This window comes from Thalassotalea insulae (genome assembly GCF_030161395.1).
Taxonomy (GTDB): Bacteria; Pseudomonadota; Gammaproteobacteria; order Enterobacterales; family Alteromonadaceae; genus Thalassotalea_E; species Thalassotalea_E insulae.
In genome coordinates this window covers 394,987-414,518 of sequence record NZ_BSST01000001.1, presented here as the reverse complement: position 1 = coordinate 414,518, position 19,532 = coordinate 394,987, and the positions used below count along the sequence as shown (strand labels likewise).

Below are 19,532 nucleotides of genomic sequence, written 5' to 3'. Positions count from 1 at the left end.
GCTATAACCAATGAACTAAACCGTGATAGGTGGATATATGTATAAGAAAAAAATATTGTTTTTGTCAGTTCTGTTATTCAATGCTTCTGCATTTGCTGATGTTAGAGATGAAATTGTCAAAACGTTTGAGGTAAGTGAGCAGGCGGAGTTTCGTCTAGAAAATATTAATGGTGATGTAGAAGTTAATGGCTGGGATAAAAATGAGATCAAAGTGCAGGCAATATTAATTGCCGATGATCAGGATGATTTAGCACGGATCACCGTTGATATCGACGAAAGTTCTCGTGGCGTTAGTGTTGAAACTCGTTATAAAAAATCCTCACAGTGGCGAGATCATAATTCAGGCTCCGTTGATTATGTCATTTACCTGCCAAAAGCGGCAAAATTAGCTGACATTGAGTTAGTGAATGGTTCTTTAACCGTTGAAGATGTACAGGGAGAAGCAAAATTTAAATTAGTTAACGGCTCTATTGCCGCACAAGGCTTAATGAATGACAGTGAGATCAGCTCAGTAAATGGCAGTATTGATGTTAGCTATAGTGCAGCTTCACCTCAGTTAAATGATATTCGCATTGATACGGTCAACGGCCAGGTAGAGCTGAATTTACCAGAAAATATCGGTGCTGATGTTGATATTGAAACTATGCATGGCAGTATTCGAAATGACTTTGGCTTATCCGTGGATAAAGGTAAGTTTGTTGGTCGTAACCTTCATGGCACTATTGGTTCAGGTGACGTTAACATCTCAATAGAAAGTGTTAATGGTGGGGTAAGGTTGTTAAAGCGCTAGTATTTAGTTGTCATCAATTACAAGCGGCTATTAGCCGCTTTTTTAATGCATGTAACTATGGAATTCGCTATGATCTGAAGATAAAGAGGATTAAGTAGTCGTTAGCATGAAGTTTTTAAGACAGCAATTAGTCGGGTCTTGGTATCGAAGTGATGTTGATCAGCAAGGATGTGTTCATACTGAGTATGCTCAGGTGTTAGATGATGGCAGTTATGAATTTAGCTTTTCGGTGCATGATCAACAAGGTGAAATAGTGCAGCAATCGCTGGAATTAGGTGATTGGGGACTGGTTGGTGATATTCATTTTACTATAGCTAAGGCAGAATATATTGATAACGAAATGTATGCCAGTGATTTAGCTGATCCGGATAACTATCATGCCTATAAAGTGTTGGAATTAAATGAGCAAATATTTAAATATCAGCACATAGTTAGTGAAGAAGTGTTTATCCTTAGGCGGGTTATTGATAAAATTGCTCACTGCTAAATATTGATAAAAGTACGTCGAGTGATTAATTGATGTACTTGACGACGAAATAAATAAAATAATGACTGAGAATATTGATGAAAGATTTACGTTCAGCAAGCCTTATTACTGCAATTAAAACCCCTTACGATGCTAACGGTAATATTGATTTAGCCACTTACGATAAATTAGTGAATGAACAAATTAATGCTGGTGTTGATGGTATTGTTGTTGGTGGTACTACAGGAGAAGGGCATTTATTAAGCTGGGAAGAGCATTTGATGCTGATTGCTCACAGTGTTCATCAATACAGCGATCAGTTAGCGATCGTCGGTAATACCGGTAGCAATAATACCCGTGAAGCGATGAAAGCAACGGAAAATGGTTTTGCTATGGGAATGGATGCAGCGCTGCAAATTAATCCGTATTATGGCCGAACATCAAAAGCCGGCGTCAGTGAGCATTTTAAAAAAGTACTGTCTATTGGTCCTGCATTTATCTATAACGTGCCTGGCCGTACTGGTCAGGATCTAACCCCCGATATTATTGAGCCGTTAGCCGAGCTAGAAAACTTGATTGGTGTGAAAGAATGTGCTGGGAATGAGCGAATTGCTTATTATGAACAGCGCGGCATCGCCTGTTGGTCAGGTAATGATGATGAAAGTCATGATGGCCGTCATCAACATGGAGCTCATGGTGTAATTTCGGTTACTTCTAACATAGTGCCTAAATTAATGCGTCAGTTAATGGATAACGAAAGCAATGAGCTTAACGCGAAATTACAGGGACTGATGCAGTGGTTATTTTGTGAGCCTAATCCGATTGCAATTAATACTACGTTAATGATGACTAAAGCTGTTGAAGCAAATTTCAGGTTGCCCTATCGTGCGTTAACGTTAGCTCAACGTCAGCAAGGCTTTGAGTTGCTTTCGGCGCTTGAGCCAACTGATTGGGTCGGTGAACAGTTAACCTTGATGGCTGATAGTGACTTTTCATACACACCTTAGTTTTTATTAAAGTTTAGCATAAACAATAGCTGCCAATGCTTTGAAGCTTGCAGTTATTGTTTATTTTGTCTCGCACTTACTGGCCGATATTTTGGCGGCTATGTTGCTGAGTGCTGGGCGTAATGATTCTGGCAGTAAAAACTCTTGTCTTTGCTGAGTCAGTGGGCAATCAAAAGATAAACTTATCGCGCATAGCTGTAAATCGATACCTTGATAATTCTTGCTTTTATCACCATGAAAACGATCACCTACAACAGGTAAGTCAATACTTGCAGCATGTTTGCGGATCTGGTGTTTACGTCCGGTGGCTATTTTTACTTCCTGCAAACTTAAGTCGGATTTTTCATCATATTCTTTTTGATAAAAGATACTCAATGCTGGTTTGCCATCTATTGGCGTGGTGACTTGCTGCCCATTCGCTAAATAACTAGGGTTGAGTTGACCATGCACTATGACGTGATAACGTTTATCTAAGTTGCGTTGTTCAAATAGTTGGCTGAAGGCTTTGTTGGCTTTTTTATTATGCGCGATGATGATAAGACCTGAGGCTGCCCGATCTAAACGGTGGACGATAAATGCTGGTCGTTGGGGTTCTAGGTGACTTTCTACCCAGCGACTAATAGTACAGTGGTCGCTCCATTTTGAGCCTTGGCACAGCATACCATATGGTTTATACCAAATACTGTAATCTTGTTGATCTGATACCAGTATAGCCGGCGTGGGTTGTTGTGAGAGCACCTTGCTATCATAATAAAAGTGCAGCTTATCTTTCGCGTTTAATGGCTTTTTAATCTTTCTAATACGCTCGGTTTTATTGCCGCGAGTTAACCATAGGGCGCCTTTTTGAATGGCTGATTTTATTTCATTGATACTAAGGGAAGCATTCGTTTTTAAGCCATGGTCGGTTAAAAGTGAAATAATTGAATTTTCGGCTGTTGTTACTGGAATATGCCATTCAAAGTGGATCATTTGAGTTACTTTATTGGTTTACTGGTATGTAAGTGGCGCTATTGTAGCTAACTTACAATGAAAAGGTAAAAATAACATGTTCAATTATCATAATAGGTTATAAACTTAATACAGATTAATGAAATGGATACGGCTATGGAACGTGATTTAACATTATTTCCTGATGATAATAATGGCAATGCCTTGTGGCAAATGCTGCAAGATGGTGATGATTTATCTGCAGCGCGAGAGATAGAGTTCTCGGTGATTTTTCCCAATCAAGAATTAGCGCTAAAATTTGGTCATTTATTACTGGAAAACAATCAGAAACTGTCCTTTTGTGCGTATCCAGACAGTGAAGAATTTCCTTGGGAAATTACCGCTTATCCTGAAATGGCCGCGAGCTATGAAAATATTAGTGCTTATCAGCATTTATTAGAAACCAGCTCGGAGCCTTTACAGGGAAAGTTTGATGGTTGGTATTGTGCATCAAACAACAAGTTTACATGTTAGTTGGAACAGGCAGTAAATGACTGATATTTCACAACTAACTTCGTTTGCCAAATTAACGAGTAAATCGTTTCATCAACAAAAAAACTTTATTAAAAAAGTATTGATAGGAAAGGTCACTCATTGTCCTCAATGCCAGCATCCATTGGATATCTACTTAACTGATAATGGTGAGTCATCGATTCGCTGTAAAAAGCGCTGTACCGATATTGAACTTGATTGCAGTTAGTCGGGATGAATTCGCTAAGCTTATTATTCGATTAGAAAACAGGGTGGGATTTCCACCCTGTTTTTTAACGCACTAAGTTATTACTATTATAGAAAAGTAGTAATTTGGTCGATGGATTTTTTTACCTGTGCATGATGGGGCACAGTGGCATCTTCCGCTGGGTAACCAGCGATCAGCAACATGTAGGCACGTTCGTTTTCTGGTCGCTGACATATTTTACTCAAAAATGACATTGGCTTAGGAGTGTGGGTCAGGGTGACTAGGCCACAGGAATGTAATGCATTTATCAAAAAGCCTGTCGCTATTCCAACAGATTCATGGACGTAATAGTTGGTATTATTATCATCTGCATGAATACCGCCTTTTTTCTGGCTAAAAATAGCAATTAACCAGGGAGCGTGTTCTAGATAGGGTTTATTGGCATCCGTACCAAGAGGTTTTAGGGCATTTAGCCATTCTTCACCAGCCCGACCCTGATAAAAACTTTGTTCGTGTTGTTCTGCTTGCTCTCTGATCTGTTTTTTTACATCATCACTGTGAATTGCGACAAAATGCCACGGCTGATGATTGGCACCACTGGGCGCTGTGCCTGCTGCTTTAATGCAATTTTCAATGATTTCTTTCGGGACCGGGCGATCGCTAAAACTTCTGATGGTATGGCGGCGTTTGATTTCTTGATAAAACTGCTTTGAACGAGCGATCATTTCATCTACTGGGTATTCAATATAGTCACTTAATGGTGACGCATCATGTAATTGCATAGCTTATTTTAAATAACTTCAGTTTAAATTTGGTAACAGCATAATAGATTTTAAATTATGTTGCAAGTGCAACAAGTTTGGCTTTTGTTTCATTCATCTGTCTTATTATCTTTACGCGGAAAATGCTGAATTAACTGATATCTTGCTCACCTGAGGGAGCGTTGTTCTATTAACTATCTGGTTAATCTATTGATAATGATATAAATGCTAAAAGGTACTAATTCTTGCTTAGCTATTTAATGATTGAATTTTCATATAGGACCATTGGCTAAGTATAATTTGTTCTTATTAGATTTTTGCTTATTAGGGAAAATTACCTAAGGTTTATTCTTATCAGGTTAGTTTAATAACCTAGGAAATAAGCTATGCGTAATTTTCAGAATATTCTCACGCTTGTCCAATCCTCATCAGATGGATTGGTTGCGGTAAAAAAATCACTATTTTTAGCAAAAAGAAATCATGCTCAATTGACCGTTTTATTCGTCAAGCCGAAAGTCAATTATTATTCGAAGTGGTTAATGCATCATGAGCAGTTAACAAATATGACGTCTCATGTGAAAGATATCATGGAGCTTGCTAATCAGTACGGTATTTCGGCAATGGTCAATATTGTCAATGATAATGAGGTTGCTCATGCTGTAGAACAGCAACTTGAACATGATTCATATGATTTATTGGTAGCGGAACATAATACACCACACTCTAATTTCTGGCCGTTTACCAGTCATAAGGAAGAGCATGAGCTCATCGATGTTAGCCAAGATGCGGTTTTATTTGTTGGTAGCCATGACTGGCATCAGCATGGTCATATATTAGCTGCGGTTGGCACGGATGAGCACTCCATTGTACACCAGAAATTTAACCAGAAAATTATAGAAAAAACCGATGTGATGGCGAAATTATTGTCAAGCGACTGTCATTTTGTTAGTTGCTATTCAAAAAGTTGTCAGATTTCATTTGAGCAAAACAAAGTAAACTCTGATGAATACTCTGAACATTTACGACACCTGGTTGAGTTGGTTGAGCCTTATCAATTATCAGTTGATAAATTACATATTGAAGAAGGTATTGTTGATGATGTATTACCACATCAGGCGCAGAGCTTAAATGCCAATATGGTGATCATCGGTTGTAATGAACATCGGGGCTTGCTTGCCGACATTAAGGGCCATGCTATCGACTATGTCATGGATAAATTGCCTTGTGATATTTTAGCCTTACAGCCAAATGCTGTTCATTAATCACATTTATTAACGGATAAAAAAACCGAGCAAGGCTCGGTTTTTTATTGAATTTTACTTGCTTGCGATATTAGCCAACAAATTTTCTTGCGTTGCGGAACATTCGGACCCAAGGTGAATCTTCTAACCATTCGTCTGGGTGCCAAGAGTTTGCTACTGTTCTGAAAACCCGTTCAGGGTGCGGCATCATTATTGTGACTCGACCATCGCTGGTGGTTAATGAAGTGATTCCATCAGGTGAACCGTTAGGGTTCGCCGGGTAGGTTTCCGTTACTTCACCATAGTTATCAACGTAGCGCATCGATACTGTGCCAGAATCATTTGCGGCAGCGATTGCTTGCTCTGATTTGAATTCTGCATGACCTTCACCATGAGATACCGCAATTGGCATACGTGAACCTTCCATGCCTTTAAAGAAGATCGATGGACTTTCCTGAATTTCAACTAATGAGAATCGCGCTTCAAAACGTTCTGATTTATTCTGAACAAAGTGTGGCCATGCGTCACTGCCAGGAATGATTTCCTTCAGATTTGATAACATCTGACAACCGTTACACACCCCTAAACTAAAGGTATTTTCACGATGGAAAAAGGCTTTAAACATAGCTTTAGCTTTGGCGTTAAATAAAATAGATTTTGCCCAGCCTTCACCAGCACCTAAGACGTCACCGTAAGAGAAACCGCCACAAGCGACTAAACCGTTAAAATCAGCTAGATCAACACGACCTTCAAGAATATCTGACATATGAACATCAATAGCGATAAAGCCTGCACGGTCAAATGCCGCTGCCATTTCAACATGAGAGTTAACCCCTTGTTCACGTAATATGGCTACTTTCGGGTTGTTACCGCTTTGGGCATCTTTAGCGATCAAATCGGCAACGATATCTTCGTTGATATCAAAGGTCAGTGCTGTATTTAAACCGGGATCTTCTGTATCAAATTTAACATCGAATTCTTGCTGGGCACACTCTGGGTTATCACGCATTGCTTGCATCTTAAGCGTTGTCTCCGCCCATACGGTTCTGAAATAGGTGCGAGAGTTAACTAACACTTCTTGATCATTACGAGTAAAGCGAATCATATCATCTTGATTAATGCGGCCTATGTCAGTGCATAAGGCTAAAATATCGTGCTGTGCTAAAATCTGATGGATTGCTTCAACATCGTCTTCACGAATTTGAATAACTGCGCCAAGTTCTTCGTTAAACAATACTTCTAAATCAGTACCTTGAAGCTTGCTTAGATCAATATCTACACCTGTATGACCGGCAAATGCCATTTCTGCCACTGTGGTAAATAAGCCACCGTCACTGCGGTCATGGTAAGCGATTAACATTTCTTCGCGGACAAGAGTTTGCATCGCATTGAAAAAGCCTTTTAAAATTTCCGCATTATCAACATCAGGGGTTTCTTTACCCAGTTGCTTGTAAACTTGCGCTAAACAAGAGCCGCCTAAACGATTTTTGCCGCCGGATAAGTCAATAGCGACAATACGGCTGTCGCCTTTGTCTGTTCTAAGTTGTGGAGTCACTGTTTTACGAATATCTTCTACACGGCCAAACGCGGTGATAATTAATGACAAAGGAGAGGTGACCGATTTTTCGACCCCATCTTGTTGCCATTGAGTTTTCATCGACATTGAATCTTTACCCACTGGCACGGTTAAGCCTAGTGCTGGACAAAGCTCTTCACCCACAGCTTTTACTGCTTGATAAAGCCCGGCATCTTCACCTGGATGGCCAGCTGGCGACATCCAGTTAGCAGAGAGTTTAATGCGATTTAAATCACCTATGTCAGTACCAGCCATGTTGGTTAATGACTCTGCGATGGCTAAGCGGGCAGATGCTCCATAGTTAAGTAAGGCAACTGGCGTGCGTTCACCCATAGACATGGCTTCACCATGATAAGAATCAAGTGCTGCTGCAGTGACACCACAGTTAGCTACAGGAACCTGCCACGGGCCGACCATTTGGTCGCGGTTAACCATACCGGTTACTGTACGGTCACCAATGGTAATTAAAAATGTTTTTTCAGCGATAGTCGGTAAGCGTAATAAACGATCAGCAGCATCCGCAACAGTTACTTCGCTAAAGTCTAACTCATCACCCGCTGTTGCTACCGATTTAACATCCTTGATGATCTTAGGTGTTTTACCTAATAAGACGTCGAGAGGTAAATCAATTGGCGTATCTTTTTCTGTACCAGCAAAGTGCGAATCAGTAACGGTTAAATGCTCTTCTTCAGTGGCGCGGCCAACAACGGCGAATGGTGCTCGTTCGCGTTGACAAATTTTTTCAAAAACAGCAAGCTGCTCATCAGAAACCGCTAATACATAGCGCTCTTGTGATTCATTACACCAAATCTCATGTGGTGCCATGCTACGTTCATCATTAGGAACGTTACGCAGTTCAAAGTTACCACCACGGCCGCCATCTGAAACTAGTTCTGGGAAGGCATTTGATAAACCCCCTGCGCCGACATCGTGAATAAATAGGATAGGGTTGTCATCACCTAGTTGCCAACAGCGGTCGATAACTTCCTGACAGCGACGTTCCATTTCTGGGTTTTCACGTTGCACTGAGGCAAAATCTAAATCTTCTGCTGATTGACCAGATGCCATTGAAGAAGCAGCACCGCCACCAAGGCCGATATTCATTGCTGGGCCACCTAAAACTATTAAGTTAGCGCCAACATTAATTTCACCTTTTTGTACATGCTGATCACGAATATTACCTAAACCACCAGCAATCATAATCGGCTTGTGATAACCACGAACCTCTGTGCCGTTGAAAGAATTTACTTGTTCTTCATAGGTGCGAAAATAACCGGTAATCGCCGGACGACCAAATTCGTTATTAAATGCTGCGCCACCTAGTGGGCCTTCTACCATGATGTCTAAGGCACTAACAATGCGATCCGGTTTACCAAAATCAGTTTCCCAAGGTTGTTCAAAGCCTGGAATACGTAAGTTTGACACAGAAAAACCGACTAAACCTGCTTTTGGTTTTGAGCCGACACCGGTTGCCCCTTCATCACGAATTTCTCCGCCAGAACCAGTAGCTGCGCCTGGATAAGGTGAAATAGCTGTCGGGTGGTTGTGAGTTTCAACTTTCATCAAGATTTGAATATCTTCATGGTGATAGCCATATTCTTGCGTTTGTGGATCAGCAAAGAAACGACCGCCTTCAGAACCCACCATAACAGCAGCATTATCTTTATAAGCCGATAAGACGTAGTCTGGATTAACTTCGTGAGTATTACGGATCATTTTAAATAATGATTTTTCTTGCTTAACACCATCAATTGTCCAGTCAGCGTTAAAAATCTTATGACGACAATGCTCAGAGTTAGCTTGAGCAAACATGTAAAGCTCTATGTCATGTGGGTTACGGCCAAGTTTTGCGAAGTTATCTGCAAGGTAGGTAATTTCATCTTCGGCAAGTGCTAGACCTAATTCAATATTGGCTGTTGCTAATGCTTCACGACCGCCAGTTAATACATCAACTGAACTATATTCACCTGGCTCAGCTGTTGCGAACAATGCTTGTGCGTCATTGAAATCAGTAAAAATAGATTCCATCATACGATCATGAATAAGGTTATTTAACTGTTTTTCTTGAGCGGTTGAAAGTGTGTCGCTCGTTACATAGTAAGCAATGCCGCGTTCTAAGCGTTCAACTTTAGCTAAACCACAATTGTGAGCGATGTCGGTAGATTTTGAAGACCAAGGTGAGATAGTGCCCGGGCGTGGGGTGACTAATAATAACGTGCCTGCTGGTTCATGCTCTTCAATGGTTGGGCCGTAGGTTAATAATTTGGCCAAAACATTTGTTTCATCATCGGTTAATGGTGCAGATAAATGAGCAAAGTGGGTAAACTCTGCATAAATGTTTGTCACAGGAAGGCTAAGTTCAGCACACTGATTTAAAAGTTTTTTAATACGGAAATCAGATAACGCTGGAGCGCCACGAAGAGTTTGGATCAACATCGCCATTTGTTTACTCACTAGTAAATTAAATTAGGGGAAAAAATCGCGCGTATTATAGTCGAGTTAGACTGTTTTGATAAGTAAAATTAATAGCTTGTTTACACTATAATTAAAAAATGTCTTTATCTAAAAATAAAAGCAAGACACAATAAGCGCTTATGAAGCATGTTTTATTTAATATTTTAAAAAATAACGTTTTTCTTGTTATCGCAATTTTTTTAAGCGTGATGTTGCAGGCGTGTCAGACCGAGCAGCAAGGGGCGAGCCTGGCAAAAATAAAATCACGTGGTTATGTCAATGTTGGTACCCTTTATGGTCCGACAAGCTATTATGTTGGTGCTCAAGGAGATACAGGTTTTGAATATGAGCTGGCAAAAAAGTATGCGGATCATTTAGGGGTAAAATTAAAAATTTCAGCCAGTTACAGTTTAAATGATTTATTTGAACAGCTAGAAAGTGGCGAAGTTGATTTTTTAGCAGCCGGTTTAGTAGTGACTGATAAACGGTTAGCTAAGTATAAGTTTGCTCCCAGTTATAATGACATTAGCCAAAAGCTAGTATTTAAACAAGGGAAAGTTAGGCCGCGTAAAATCAGTGATCTCGATGGCAAGTTAATGGTGACGGCAAATTCCAGTCATGTGGAAAATCTTGAGCGACTAGCTGCCAGTGATGCGAATTTGTCTTGGCAGGAAAATGACGAGCTAGACAGTGAAGAACTGTTACTGCAGATCCTAGAAGAAGAGATCGATTATACCATAGTTGACAGTAATACGTTGGCGGTCAGTCGCCGTTATTATCCCGAAATTAGCATAGGTTTTACCATTAAAGAAGCCGAGCCTATGGCTTGGTTAGTGGCGGATAATGGCGATGATTCAATTCTTGCTAGTTTAATTGAGTTTTTTGGACAAGTGCATCATAACGGCACTTTATTAGCGTTAGATGATAAATATTATGGTCATGTTGAGCAGTTTAATTATGTCGATACCCGGCTTTTCATTAAGGCGGTGGAAGATAAACTGCCGAGATATCGCAACTTGTTTGAAAAGTATGGCCAGGAAATCGACTGGAAGCTGTTAGCCGCGATTAGTTATCAGGAATCTCACTGGAATCCCAGAGCACGATCTCATACCGGAGTCCGTGGGATGATGATGTTAACGCTGCCAACGGCGAGACAAATGGGGATCAAGAGTCGCATTGATGCAGAACAAAGTATTCGTGGCGGAGCAAAATACTTTAAGCAAATGATAGATCGTATGCCAGCACGGGTACCTTATCCTGATAGATTATGGTTTGCCTTAGCTTCTTATAACGTTGGTCTGGGTCATTTAAATGATGCGCGAAAAATTACGCGTCAGCAGGGGGGAGACCCCGATCGTTGGGTTGAAGTCAAAGAACGCTTACCTTTATTGAAGCAAAAAAAATATTATAAAAAAACCAAGTATGGTTATGCTCGTGGTGATGAACCCGTCAATTATGTTGAAAACATTCGCCGTTACTATGACACATTGAACTGGATGGATAATAAGCAGCAAGAGCTAGAGCAGCAAAAACTGGAACAGCTGGAATTAGAGCGTCAACAGCAACAAGAACAACAGCCGTTACCGCCGATAATTATCGAGCCAGAGCAAGAGGTAGGTGAAGCGCAAGAGCTTGTTATTGGTTCTTAAAGTTACGTCAGCTTGTTAAGGTTTGAACTTACATCTACTATTATTGTCATAAAGTAGTCATATTTTTTTGTCAAAATGAGGCGAATTAACAAATAGCTAAATAAAAACAAATTTACAAAGAGGTAAATAAATAATGGTAAAAGGACGAAAAATTTCACATTCCACACAACGTAAGCGTATTATCGCTCGTCAAAAACATAAATTAAATTGTCGTCGTATGTTGCAATTTCTTCAGGAAAATCAAAGTTAACTATTTAGCCATGTCGGCATTGGTAGCACCATATAGAGGCAGTTTTCCAGCGGTAATGGCTCTGGATAGTCTTGCTCAATAAAGCCTATTTTTTTATAAGCATTTAGGGCCGTCAGGTTATCGGCGAGGACAAATAACGATAGTGACGATAATTTAAGTTGCTGCATGCCTTTTTTTGCCAGCGCTTTAATTAATGTGCTGGCCAAGCCTTTTCCTCTGTATTTGGGATTAACTACTAAACGACCTAAATGGCAGCATGTTAGTCGCTGGTAGTATTGACCAAATGCCAGTAGTTCATCATTTTCATTAACCAAACAATAAGATGCTAGGGTCTCAGTGTTTAGATCCTGAGCAAAACTTTGTGCGGTGTGGGGAAAACGAAAATTCGGGCCAGCCCATTTATCCAGCTCAGTTTGTTCGTTAAACCACGAACGTAGCTCAGCAAGATAATTCAGTGAAAACTCATTTAGCTTAGTTTGTTTCATTTTGTTGTCGTTTTAATGCTTGTTTGAGCGCTTTCTTTTCCGCGCGGCGTCGCTTAAAAAAATCTGATAATAGCTGGCTGCATTCTGTTGCTAATACCCCGTGTTCCACTGCTATTTGATGATTAAGTTTATCCGAGTTGGTCAAATTAAACACGCTACCTGCACTACCTGTTTTTAAATCTGAGGCGGCAAATACTAGGCGGTTAATTCTGCTGTGCACTAATAACCCTGCGCACATAGGGCAAGGTTCTAGCGTGACATATAAGGTACAATTTGTCATGCGATAATTGTTTAGCTGTTCGCCTGCTTGGCGGATCGCTAACATCTCTGCATGAGCAGAAGGATCATTGAGTAAAATTGACTGATTAAAGCCTTCGCCGATAATATGATTATCAGCAACAACGACAGCTCCCACCGGGATCTCGTTAATTTGCTCAGCTTGTTTAGCCAGTTCAAGCGCTCTGCGCATAAACTGTTGATCGATAGCCTGTTGTGAGAATTGCTGAGTGGTCATATCGCTATAAAAATAAGGTTAATAAATCATTTAAGTATCTGTGCCCTTGATGGGTGACCTGCCATTGCGCGCCGTTATTAACCAGTAGCTGTTTATCCTGTGCTTGAGTTAACGGTGTGGCAATATCACTGATACTGAGTCCGGTCGCCTGTTGATAATCTTGTTCGCTAAACGGGGTAAATAAGCGCAAGCGGTTCATCATATATTCAAACGGTAATTCTTCACTGGTAACCGTATTTAGGTGATCGAGATGCGGGCGCGATATATCAAGGTAACCTTTAGGATGCTTAACTTTAACGGTACGGTAAATTTTATTCGCTTGCACATCGGTAATTTTACCGTGAGCACCGCAACCTATACCCAAATAGTCACCAAACTGCCAGTAATTAATATTGTGCTGACATTGAAAACCGGGCTGACAAAAAGCGGAAATTTCATACTGCTGATAACCGGCAGCTTCCAGCAAGGCATTACCCTGATCCTGAATTTGCCATAAGGTATCATCAACGGGCAGAGTCGGTGGTTTTGAATAAAAAATAGTATTGGGTTCAATGGTTAACTGGTACCAGGAAAGGTGACTTGGTTGCAATGCTATTGCGGTATTTAGATCGTCCAGCGCATTTTCAATATTTTGATTGGGCAAGCCATGCATGATATCTAAATTAAAACTTTTTACTCCTGATGATTGGGCTAAAGTCGCAGCATTTTTTGCTTGCTGACTGTCGTGTATTCGCCCTAATTTAATGAGTTTATCGGAAGCAAAACTTTGTACGCCGATAGATAAACGGGAGATGCCGCCGTTAAAAAAGCCGATAAATTTTTCTGCTTCAACTGTGCCTGGGTTTGCTTCAAGTGTGATTTCAATGTCTGTATCATGCTCAAACCGTTGTAATACTTGCGCCAATAAACGAGTTAACGCTGATACGGATAGCAAGCTAGGCGTTCCTCCGCCAATAAAGATGGTGTGGAGCTTACGTTGTTTAAGATTAAAACGTGCTATATCGCTATCGAGGTCTTTGATCAGTTCGTTGATGTAATCATCTTCTGGTATAGCGCCTTTAAGTGCGTGAGAATTAAAATCACAATATGGACACTTTTCCACGCACCAGGGAATATGAATATAGAGAGAAAGTGGTGGAAACCTTAGCATCTGACTATCCGTTATTTTGCTTTGCGGTGGCAAGTTCTGCTGCTAATAGCTTAAGTGCCTGACCACGGTGGCTTAATCGATTTTTTAATTCACGTGGTAATTCGGCTGAGCTCATTTGCTGTTGTTCAAGCCAGAATAAAGGGTCGTAACCAAAGCCTTGTTCACCTTTTGGCGCCGTTAAAATACGGCCTTGCCAGACACCGTGACAAATAATCGGTGTCGGATCGTTTTCGTGGCGTATATAAACTAAAACACAGTGAAAACGGGCGGTTCTATTTGCTTGTGGAATATCTGCCAGTTCTGCCAGTAATTTATCGTTATTGTCTTGATCTGAGGCATTCGCACCGGCAAAGCGGGCAGAGTAAACGCCGGGCGCACCTGACAATGCATCCACTTCCAGGCCAGAATCATCAGCTATTGCCGGTAATCCGGTAATTTTTGCCGCATGTCGTGCTTTAATAATGGCATTTTCGACAAAGGTAGTGCCAGTTTCAGCCACATCTGGCACATCAAAGTCACTCTGTGGCTTAATGTCTATGTGATGTTCGGCTAACAAACTAGCTAACTCTTTTACTTTTCCCTGATTACCTGTGGCTAAAACGATAGTGCTCATATGGACCGATGAAATTAATGATTAATGGCGCGCATAATACCTTAATCTCAGGTAAAATTGCAGCGCTTAATGTCGCTGAAGTTCACTTGAGGGAAGCAAATGTCATTGAAAGACAATATCATTGGATTGTTAATTATTTTTATCTGGGGATTTAACTTTGTTGTTATTGCCTGGGGAGTTAAAGATTTACCTCCTTTATTAATGGGAGCAGAGCGCTTTCTATTAGTGGCGGTATTAGGTTCACTTTTTGTTAAAAAACCAAGTATTCCGTGGAAGTGGATGGCTTTTTATGCGCTGACATTATGCTTTGGTCAGTTTGCTTTTTTATTTTCGGCGATTGCCTTTGGTATGCCGGCGGGCTTAGCTTCATTGGTATTGCAATCTCAGGCGGTCTTTACCTTGATTTTTTCTGCCTTGTTTTTAAAGGAATCGATTAAACTTTATCAGGTAATCACTATTGTTTGTGCAGGAATTGGTTTGTGGTTGATAGGAGTAACCGGCGTACAAAGTGATATGACAGGAATTGGGTTTGCGTTAACTATTGCTGCAGCTATTGCTTGGGCAGCAGGCAATATCGTTAATCGGGTGATTAACCAACGAGGATATCAGGCAAATCTTGGTTTAGTTGTTTGGTCGTCCTGGGTCGCGTTTATTCCGTTTTTAATCGCCAGTTATCTGGTTGAAGGGCCTGAAACTATCGTGGCCAGTATTATAAACATCCAGCTAAATAGCATGCTAGTGATCCTTTATTTAGCATTTGCTGCATCGATATTAGGTTATAGTTTGTGGAGCTATTTGTTAACCCATTATCCCGCAGGGCAGGTAGCACCATTAACTTTAGGTGTGCCTGTCGTAGGAATCATTTGTGCATCGGTATTTTTACAGGAAGTGATCAGTCAGCAACAGTTTCTTGGTATTTTTTGTGTCATGCTTGGCTTAGCCGTTAATGCCTTGGGGAATCGCTGGCACAGGAAGTTGAATGCTAAAAAAGTTTAATCGTTTTCAGTAGATTTCAATATAAAAAAACCGCCAAGATTATCGGCGGTTTTGTATTATTTCAACAGGCGCTAATCGACGTAAAACTTTTGTGAAAACTCTAACGGATGGCTTTCTTTACCATCACTAATGGTTAAGTTAAACACTATAGTTTCTTCATTGTGATAGCTCACTTGCGCGAGATAATAGATGGCGCTGCCTTCCTTTACCTCGACAAATTCTAATGGCTTACTTTGACCGACTAAATTTTTTGCATTGCCGGTAATTGTGACGGTTTTTGCCGGGTTTCCGGTTTTAGTATTATCCAAGACTGAAATATTCACCAAACCATTATAACGGCTACGTTCAATATTATAGGCTTTGGCAATTTCTGGTGTTAAGAAGGTTGCACTGATTGCCATATAATGCACATTCATTGTGCCGAGTTTTTTCATATTATCGGCATAAGCGGTGGAGCCTAGCATTCCCAGCATTAAAAACGTCGTGACGATCAGTCGTTTTATGGTATTCATTTGATACTCCAGTAAAAATGGCGTTAATAATTCAATTATAGCTATAGCGCTAAAAAGTGCTTAACAATCTGATCACAGCATTACCCAGTAGGGGATCCAGCTAGAGAGTAGGATGTTAATGACATTTAATAATAAAAACGCGGCTAATATCGAAAGATCTAACCCGGCGACATTTGGTATGATATTTCTTATCGGTCTTAATACCGGTTCTGTTAGCTGGTGCAGAATCGCTTGCGTTGGGTTATAACCTTGTACTACCCAACTCATTAATGCCATGATCAACATTAAGACAAATAATAAAAAGCCGGTCTGTTTGATTAAATATAAAATGCCAAGGTAGAGCGCGGTAATTACGTCAATTGGGCCACCGTTCAGTAAAGGAATAATAATAAATTTAAGTGACGCTACCAGATATGCGACGGTTAAGGTGGCAACATCAATACCGCCTAGTCCGGGAATAATGCGGCGGAACGGGATCACTAAAGGATTAGTTACTTTTACGATAAACTGACTAAGTGGATTGTAAAAGTCGGCGCGTACTAATTGTAGCCATACACGTATCACCAACACCATTAATAGTGCGTCAAATAAAAAGCCGAGTAAGTAATTTACTGCTGCCATTGATTACTCCAATAAGTTTGCTTAACTAGTAATATTTGGTCGTTAAGCGAAATTGCAAATTAAATTTAAGTTAACTGTTATCTTGTGCCATTTCTTTTGCTCGATCCAATGCCGAGTTCATCGCTTTTGTCACAAGTTGTTGCAGACCTCCATCGATAAAGGTTGTTAATGCTGCTTGTGTAGTACCACCTTTTGAGGTGACATTTTCGCGTAACTGGCTAATAGCTAAATCACTGTCACAGACCATTTTTGCCGCGCCTAGCGCCGTTTGTTGCACTAGCTTACGACTATCACTGGCGCTAAAACCAAATACTTGAGCTTGTTTTTCCATCGCTTCCATAAATAAAAAGAAATACGCCGGCGCTGAGCCTGATACCGCGGTAATGTGGTCGATTTGTTCTTCGCTATTAAGCCATTTGGTGATACCAACTGCCGACATAATTTGCTCGGCAATATCGATTTGAAGTTGATTGGCGTTAGCAGAGGCATATAAACCACTAACACCTAAGCCGATTTGTGAAGGAGTATTAGGCATAGTACGGATCACCGCACATGGTTTATTAAGCGCTTTTTCAATCGTTGCAATTGAACAACCAGCGGCAACTGAGATAAAGCATTTGTTGCTGATATCCATCGCCTGACGTATTTGTTGGCACACTTGAGCAATTAGATACGGTTTGATGCCAAGCACGATAACATCGGCAAATTCTGCCGCGTCGATATTGTTATCCGTTTCTAAAATGCCTAATTGTTGAGCTAACTTTTCTCGCTTTTCAGGTGATGGATTTGTGACTATGATGTTTTTTGCTTGATAGCCGGTGTTGACTAATCCTGTGATAATGGCGCTATTCATATTGCCGGCGCCGATAAATGCGATATTTTTCATTTAGTTTCTGCTTTTATTAAAGTGTTGTCTTTATTATATAAAGAGTTAGTGAGCCTGTATAATGCTTACTAAGATCTTTGATTATTAATTATTGGCTATTGTTTCTCGTTGACCAAAAATAGCGGTACCAATTCTGACAATAGTCGCGCCGTGGGCAATTGCCACAGTTAAGTCTGATGACATCCCCATAGATAAGGTATCGACACTTGGGTATTGCTGTTGTAACTGTTGAAATAATTGCTGCATTTTTTGGTAGCTTGCTATCGACGCGTTTTTTTCCGGAATAGCCATAATACCTCGTAAGGTTAAATGTGAACTGGTGTCTGTTAATTGTGCAAGTTCTGCTAACTCATTGACCTTAATGCCAGATTTTGAACTTTCACCACTAATATTTACTTGTAAACAGACATTGAGCGGGGTATCTTGCTCTGAGCGTTGCTCATTTAATCGGGTGATAATTTTGGCTCGGTCAACACTGTGGACCCAGGAAAATAACTCGGCAATATGACGGGTTTTATTGGACTGAATCGGGCCGATAAAATGCCACTGAATATCAGTAAGGTGAGATAATTGTTCTATTTTTTCGATAGCTTCTTGAATATAGCTTTCACCAAAAAATCGTTGACCAGCATGATAAGCTTGCTCAACCATCGCACTCGGCTTAGTTTTACTCACTGCCAACAACAGAACTTCATCTATACTTCTATTAGCAAGTTGACAAGCTTGCGATATTTGGTGTTTCACCTGAACAAGATTATTTTTAATATGAGTCATATAACAAATTCAACAAATTAGTGATTTAATTAACGTTGTTTTACTAATGTATAATTAACAACCTAAGAGGTTCGTATGGATATTACCGAATTACTCGCATTTAGCGTAGAAAATAATGCATCTGATTTACACCTTTCTACAGGGGTTCCACCTCTGATCCGTGTTGATGGTGATGTGCGTAAGCTTAACATTCCCGCGTTTGATGCTAAAGACGTTAACGCATTAGTTTATGACATTATGAACGATAAGCAGCGAAAAGAATACGAAGAAAATCTAGAAGTGGATTTTTCGTTTGAAGTGCCAAATTTGGCACGCTTCAGGGTTAATGCTTTTAATCAAAATCGCGGTCCATCAGCAGTATTTCGTACCATTCCCAGTAAAGTGTTATCACTCGATGATTTAGGCTGCCCGGACATATTTAGACAGATTTCAGATAAACCGCGCGGGTTAGTGTTAGTGACTGGGCCGACAGGTTCAGGTAAATCAACAACTTTGGCCGCGATGGTCGACTATATTAACAATCATAAGCATGATCATATCTTAACCATTGAAGATCCGATCGAATTTGTTCACGAAAATAAACAGTGTTTGATTAACCAGCGGGAAGTGCATCGCGATACCTTAAGCTTTAATGCCGCATTACGTTCGGCCTTACGTGAAGATCCTGATGTGATATTAGTTGGTGAGATGCGGGATTTGGAAACTATACGTTTAGCCATGACCGCAGCTGAAACCGGTCACTTGGTTTTTGGTACCTTGCATACCACCTCAGCCCCAAAAACCATTGACCGTATTATTGATGTCTTCCCGGCGGAAGAAAAATCTATGGTGCGTTCGATGTTATCGGAGTCGTTGCAGGCAGTTATTTCACAAACCTTAGTGAAAAAAATCGGTGGGGGCCGAGTTGCCGCGCATGAGATTATGATCGGTGTGCCAGCGATCAGAAACCTGATCCGTGAAGCAAAAGTCGCACAAATGTATTCTGCGATTCAAACCGGGATGCAACATGGTATGCAAACTATGGATCAATGTCTGCAAAATTTGGTTAACCGTGGCATGATATCGAAACAAGATGCCATGGATAAAGCCTCTGATAAAAGTCAATTTCAGGGGATGTAAGT

General features: G+C 40.5%; 20 protein-coding genes. 9 read left to right on the top strand and 11 right to left on the bottom strand.

The features are described 5' to 3' along the window. Nucleotides 1-37 precede the first annotated feature (37 nt). The 3 genes from QQK06_RS01935 (at nt 38) to dapA (ending at nt 2,263) form a co-directional block, all read left to right on the top strand. Complete coding sequence (locus QQK06_RS01935; protein WP_284242884.1) at nt 38-790, top strand: DUF4097 family beta strand repeat-containing protein; 753 nt, start codon at nt 38-40, stop codon at nt 788-790. 106 nt (nt 791-896) lie between these two features. Then, nucleotides 897-1,277, top strand: a complete 381-nt coding sequence (locus QQK06_RS01930) for a hypothetical protein (protein WP_284242883.1) — start codon at nt 897-899, stop codon at nt 1,275-1,277. A gap of 77 nt (nt 1,278-1,354) precedes the next feature. Beyond that, nucleotides 1,355-2,263, top strand: coding sequence for a 4-hydroxy-tetrahydrodipicolinate synthase (gene dapA / locus QQK06_RS01925; RefSeq protein ID WP_431313628.1), 909 nt, complete (start codon nt 1,355-1,357; stop codon nt 2,261-2,263). Between the two features lie 60 nt (nt 2,264-2,323). Here dapA and QQK06_RS01920 read toward each other — a convergent pair whose 3' ends face one another. Next, nucleotides 2,324-3,232 (bottom strand): RluA family pseudouridine synthase, encoded by a 909-nt coding sequence (locus tag QQK06_RS01920; RefSeq protein ID WP_284242881.1) that lies wholly within the window; start codon nt 3,230-3,232, stop codon nt 2,324-2,326. A gap of 135 nt (nt 3,233-3,367) precedes the next feature. On the opposite strand from QQK06_RS01920, the gene QQK06_RS01915 reads away from it, so the two are divergent. Beyond that, a complete protein-coding gene (locus QQK06_RS01915; RefSeq protein WP_284242880.1) occupies nt 3,368-3,724 on the top strand; it encodes a ribonuclease E inhibitor RraB in 357 nt (118 codons plus the stop codon). 16 nt (nt 3,725-3,740) lie between these two features. Then, nucleotides 3,741-3,950 (top strand): hypothetical protein, encoded by a 210-nt coding sequence (locus tag QQK06_RS01910; protein WP_284242879.1) that lies wholly within the window; start codon nt 3,741-3,743, stop codon nt 3,948-3,950. A gap of 86 nt (nt 3,951-4,036) precedes the next feature. Here QQK06_RS01910 and QQK06_RS01905 read toward each other — a convergent pair whose 3' ends face one another. Continuing rightward, a complete protein-coding gene (locus QQK06_RS01905) occupies nt 4,037-4,711 on the bottom strand; it encodes a nitroreductase family protein (protein ID WP_284242878.1) in 675 nt (224 codons plus the stop codon). A gap of 365 nt (nt 4,712-5,076) precedes the next feature. Between QQK06_RS01905 and QQK06_RS01900 the strand changes: the two genes are divergently transcribed. Continuing rightward, nucleotides 5,077-5,952 (top strand): hypothetical protein, encoded by an 876-nt coding sequence (locus QQK06_RS01900; RefSeq protein ID WP_284242877.1) that lies wholly within the window; start codon nt 5,077-5,079, stop codon nt 5,950-5,952. Nucleotides 5,953-6,022: 70 nt separating this feature from the next. Here QQK06_RS01900 and purL read toward each other — a convergent pair whose 3' ends face one another. Then, nucleotides 6,023-9,949: a phosphoribosylformylglycinamidine synthase gene (gene purL / locus QQK06_RS01895; RefSeq protein WP_431313627.1), complete on the bottom strand. Its 3,927-nt coding sequence runs from the start codon at nt 9,947-9,949 to the stop codon at nt 6,023-6,025. A gap of 152 nt (nt 9,950-10,101) precedes the next feature. Here purL and mltF point away from each other — a divergent pair, with 152 nt between their 5' ends. After that, nucleotides 10,102-11,610, top strand: coding sequence for a membrane-bound lytic murein transglycosylase MltF (mltF, locus tag QQK06_RS01890; protein ID WP_284242876.1), 1,509 nt, complete (start codon nt 10,102-10,104; stop codon nt 11,608-11,610). Nucleotides 11,611-11,856: 246 nt separating this feature from the next. Here mltF and QQK06_RS01885 read toward each other — a convergent pair whose 3' ends face one another. The 4 genes from QQK06_RS01885 to QQK06_RS01870 are packed head-to-tail and all read right to left on the bottom strand — an operon-like array spanning nt 11,857 to nt 14,622. Further along, complete coding sequence (locus QQK06_RS01885) at nt 11,857-12,345, bottom strand: GNAT family N-acetyltransferase (RefSeq protein ID WP_284242875.1); 489 nt, start codon at nt 12,343-12,345, stop codon at nt 11,857-11,859. Next, a complete protein-coding gene (tadA, locus tag QQK06_RS01880) occupies nt 12,332-12,859 on the bottom strand; it encodes a tRNA adenosine(34) deaminase TadA (RefSeq protein WP_284242874.1) in 528 nt (175 codons plus the stop codon). The genes QQK06_RS01885 and tadA overlap by 14 nt, the downstream gene beginning before the upstream one ends. 4 nt (nt 12,860-12,863) lie before the next feature. Continuing rightward, on the bottom strand, nt 12,864-14,009 hold the full coding sequence (hemW, locus tag QQK06_RS01875; RefSeq protein WP_284242873.1) for a radical SAM family heme chaperone HemW: 1,146 nt from the start codon (nt 14,007-14,009) through the stop codon (nt 12,864-12,866). Between the two features lie 4 nt (nt 14,010-14,013). Beyond that, a complete protein-coding gene (locus QQK06_RS01870) occupies nt 14,014-14,622 on the bottom strand; it encodes an XTP/dITP diphosphatase (protein ID WP_284242872.1) in 609 nt (202 codons plus the stop codon). A 99-nt stretch (nt 14,623-14,721) separates the two neighbouring features. On the opposite strand from QQK06_RS01870, the gene QQK06_RS01865 reads away from it, so the two are divergent. After that, a complete protein-coding gene (locus QQK06_RS01865; protein WP_284242871.1) occupies nt 14,722-15,618 on the top strand; it encodes an EamA family transporter in 897 nt (298 codons plus the stop codon). 71 nt (nt 15,619-15,689) lie between these two features. On the opposite strand, the gene QQK06_RS01860 is transcribed toward QQK06_RS01865, so the two are convergent. From QQK06_RS01860 to QQK06_RS01845, 4 genes are all read right to left on the bottom strand, one after another. Then, the gene (locus QQK06_RS01860) at nt 15,690-16,130 is read right to left on the bottom strand and encodes a DUF4426 domain-containing protein (RefSeq protein WP_284242870.1); all 441 of its coding nucleotides are present in this window, start codon (nt 16,128-16,130) and stop codon (nt 15,690-15,692) included. A gap of 72 nt (nt 16,131-16,202) precedes the next feature. Next, complete coding sequence (locus QQK06_RS01855; protein ID WP_284242869.1) at nt 16,203-16,751, bottom strand: YggT family protein; 549 nt, start codon at nt 16,749-16,751, stop codon at nt 16,203-16,205. A gap of 70 nt (nt 16,752-16,821) precedes the next feature. Next, nucleotides 16,822-17,637 (bottom strand): pyrroline-5-carboxylate reductase, encoded by an 816-nt coding sequence (proC, locus tag QQK06_RS01850; RefSeq protein ID WP_284242868.1) that lies wholly within the window; start codon nt 17,635-17,637, stop codon nt 16,822-16,824. Between the two features lie 84 nt (nt 17,638-17,721). After that, complete coding sequence (locus QQK06_RS01845) at nt 17,722-18,411, bottom strand: YggS family pyridoxal phosphate-dependent enzyme (protein ID WP_284242867.1); 690 nt, start codon at nt 18,409-18,411, stop codon at nt 17,722-17,724. Nucleotides 18,412-18,486: 75 nt separating this feature from the next. Here QQK06_RS01845 and QQK06_RS01840 point away from each other — a divergent pair, with 75 nt between their 5' ends. Beyond that, on the top strand, nt 18,487-19,530 hold the full coding sequence (locus QQK06_RS01840; protein WP_284242866.1) for a type IV pilus twitching motility protein PilT: 1,044 nt from the start codon (nt 18,487-18,489) through the stop codon (nt 19,528-19,530). The last annotated feature ends 2 nt before the right edge of the window (nt 19,531-19,532 follow it).

Bases quoted from the DNA above. Each gene is read 5' to 3' on its own strand.
- QQK06_RS01935 (WP_284242884.1), top strand. From the start codon at position 38: ATGTATAAGAAAAAAATATTGTTTTTGTCAGTTCTGTTATTCAATGCT.
- QQK06_RS01930 (WP_284242883.1), top strand. From the start codon at position 897: ATGAAGTTTTTAAGACAGCAATTAGTCGGGTCTTGGTATCGAAGTGAT.
- dapA (WP_431313628.1), top strand. From the start codon at position 1,355: ATGAAAGATTTACGTTCAGCAAGCCTTATTACTGCAATTAAAACCCCT.
- QQK06_RS01920 (WP_284242881.1), bottom strand. From the start codon at position 3,232: ATGATCCACTTTGAATGGCATATTCCAGTAACAACAGCCGAAAATTCA.
- QQK06_RS01915 (WP_284242880.1), top strand. From the start codon at position 3,368: ATGGAACGTGATTTAACATTATTTCCTGATGATAATAATGGCAATGCC.
- QQK06_RS01910 (WP_284242879.1), top strand. From the start codon at position 3,741: ATGACTGATATTTCACAACTAACTTCGTTTGCCAAATTAACGAGTAAA.
- QQK06_RS01905 (WP_284242878.1), bottom strand. From the start codon at position 4,711: ATGCAATTACATGATGCGTCACCATTAAGTGACTATATTGAATACCCA.
- QQK06_RS01900 (WP_284242877.1), top strand. From the start codon at position 5,077: ATGCGTAATTTTCAGAATATTCTCACGCTTGTCCAATCCTCATCAGAT.
- purL (WP_431313627.1), bottom strand. From the start codon at position 9,949: ATGGCGATGTTGATCCAAACTCTTCGTGGCGCTCCAGCGTTATCTGAT.
- mltF (WP_284242876.1), top strand. From the start codon at position 10,102: ATGAAGCATGTTTTATTTAATATTTTAAAAAATAACGTTTTTCTTGTT.
- QQK06_RS01885 (WP_284242875.1), bottom strand. From the start codon at position 12,345: ATGAAACAAACTAAGCTAAATGAGTTTTCACTGAATTATCTTGCTGAG.
- tadA (WP_284242874.1), bottom strand. From the start codon at position 12,859: ATGACCACTCAGCAATTCTCACAACAGGCTATCGATCAACAGTTTATG.
- hemW (WP_284242873.1), bottom strand. From the start codon at position 14,009: ATGCTAAGGTTTCCACCACTTTCTCTCTATATTCATATTCCCTGGTGC.
- QQK06_RS01870 (WP_284242872.1), bottom strand. From the start codon at position 14,622: ATGAGCACTATCGTTTTAGCCACAGGTAATCAGGGAAAAGTAAAAGAG.
- QQK06_RS01865 (WP_284242871.1), top strand. From the start codon at position 14,722: ATGTCATTGAAAGACAATATCATTGGATTGTTAATTATTTTTATCTGG.
- QQK06_RS01860 (WP_284242870.1), bottom strand. From the start codon at position 16,130: ATGAATACCATAAAACGACTGATCGTCACGACGTTTTTAATGCTGGGA.
- QQK06_RS01855 (WP_284242869.1), bottom strand. From the start codon at position 16,751: ATGGCAGCAGTAAATTACTTACTCGGCTTTTTATTTGACGCACTATTA.
- proC (WP_284242868.1), bottom strand. From the start codon at position 17,637: ATGAAAAATATCGCATTTATCGGCGCCGGCAATATGAATAGCGCCATT.
- QQK06_RS01845 (WP_284242867.1), bottom strand. From the start codon at position 18,411: ATGACTCATATTAAAAATAATCTTGTTCAGGTGAAACACCAAATATCG.
- QQK06_RS01840 (WP_284242866.1), top strand. From the start codon at position 18,487: ATGGATATTACCGAATTACTCGCATTTAGCGTAGAAAATAATGCATCT.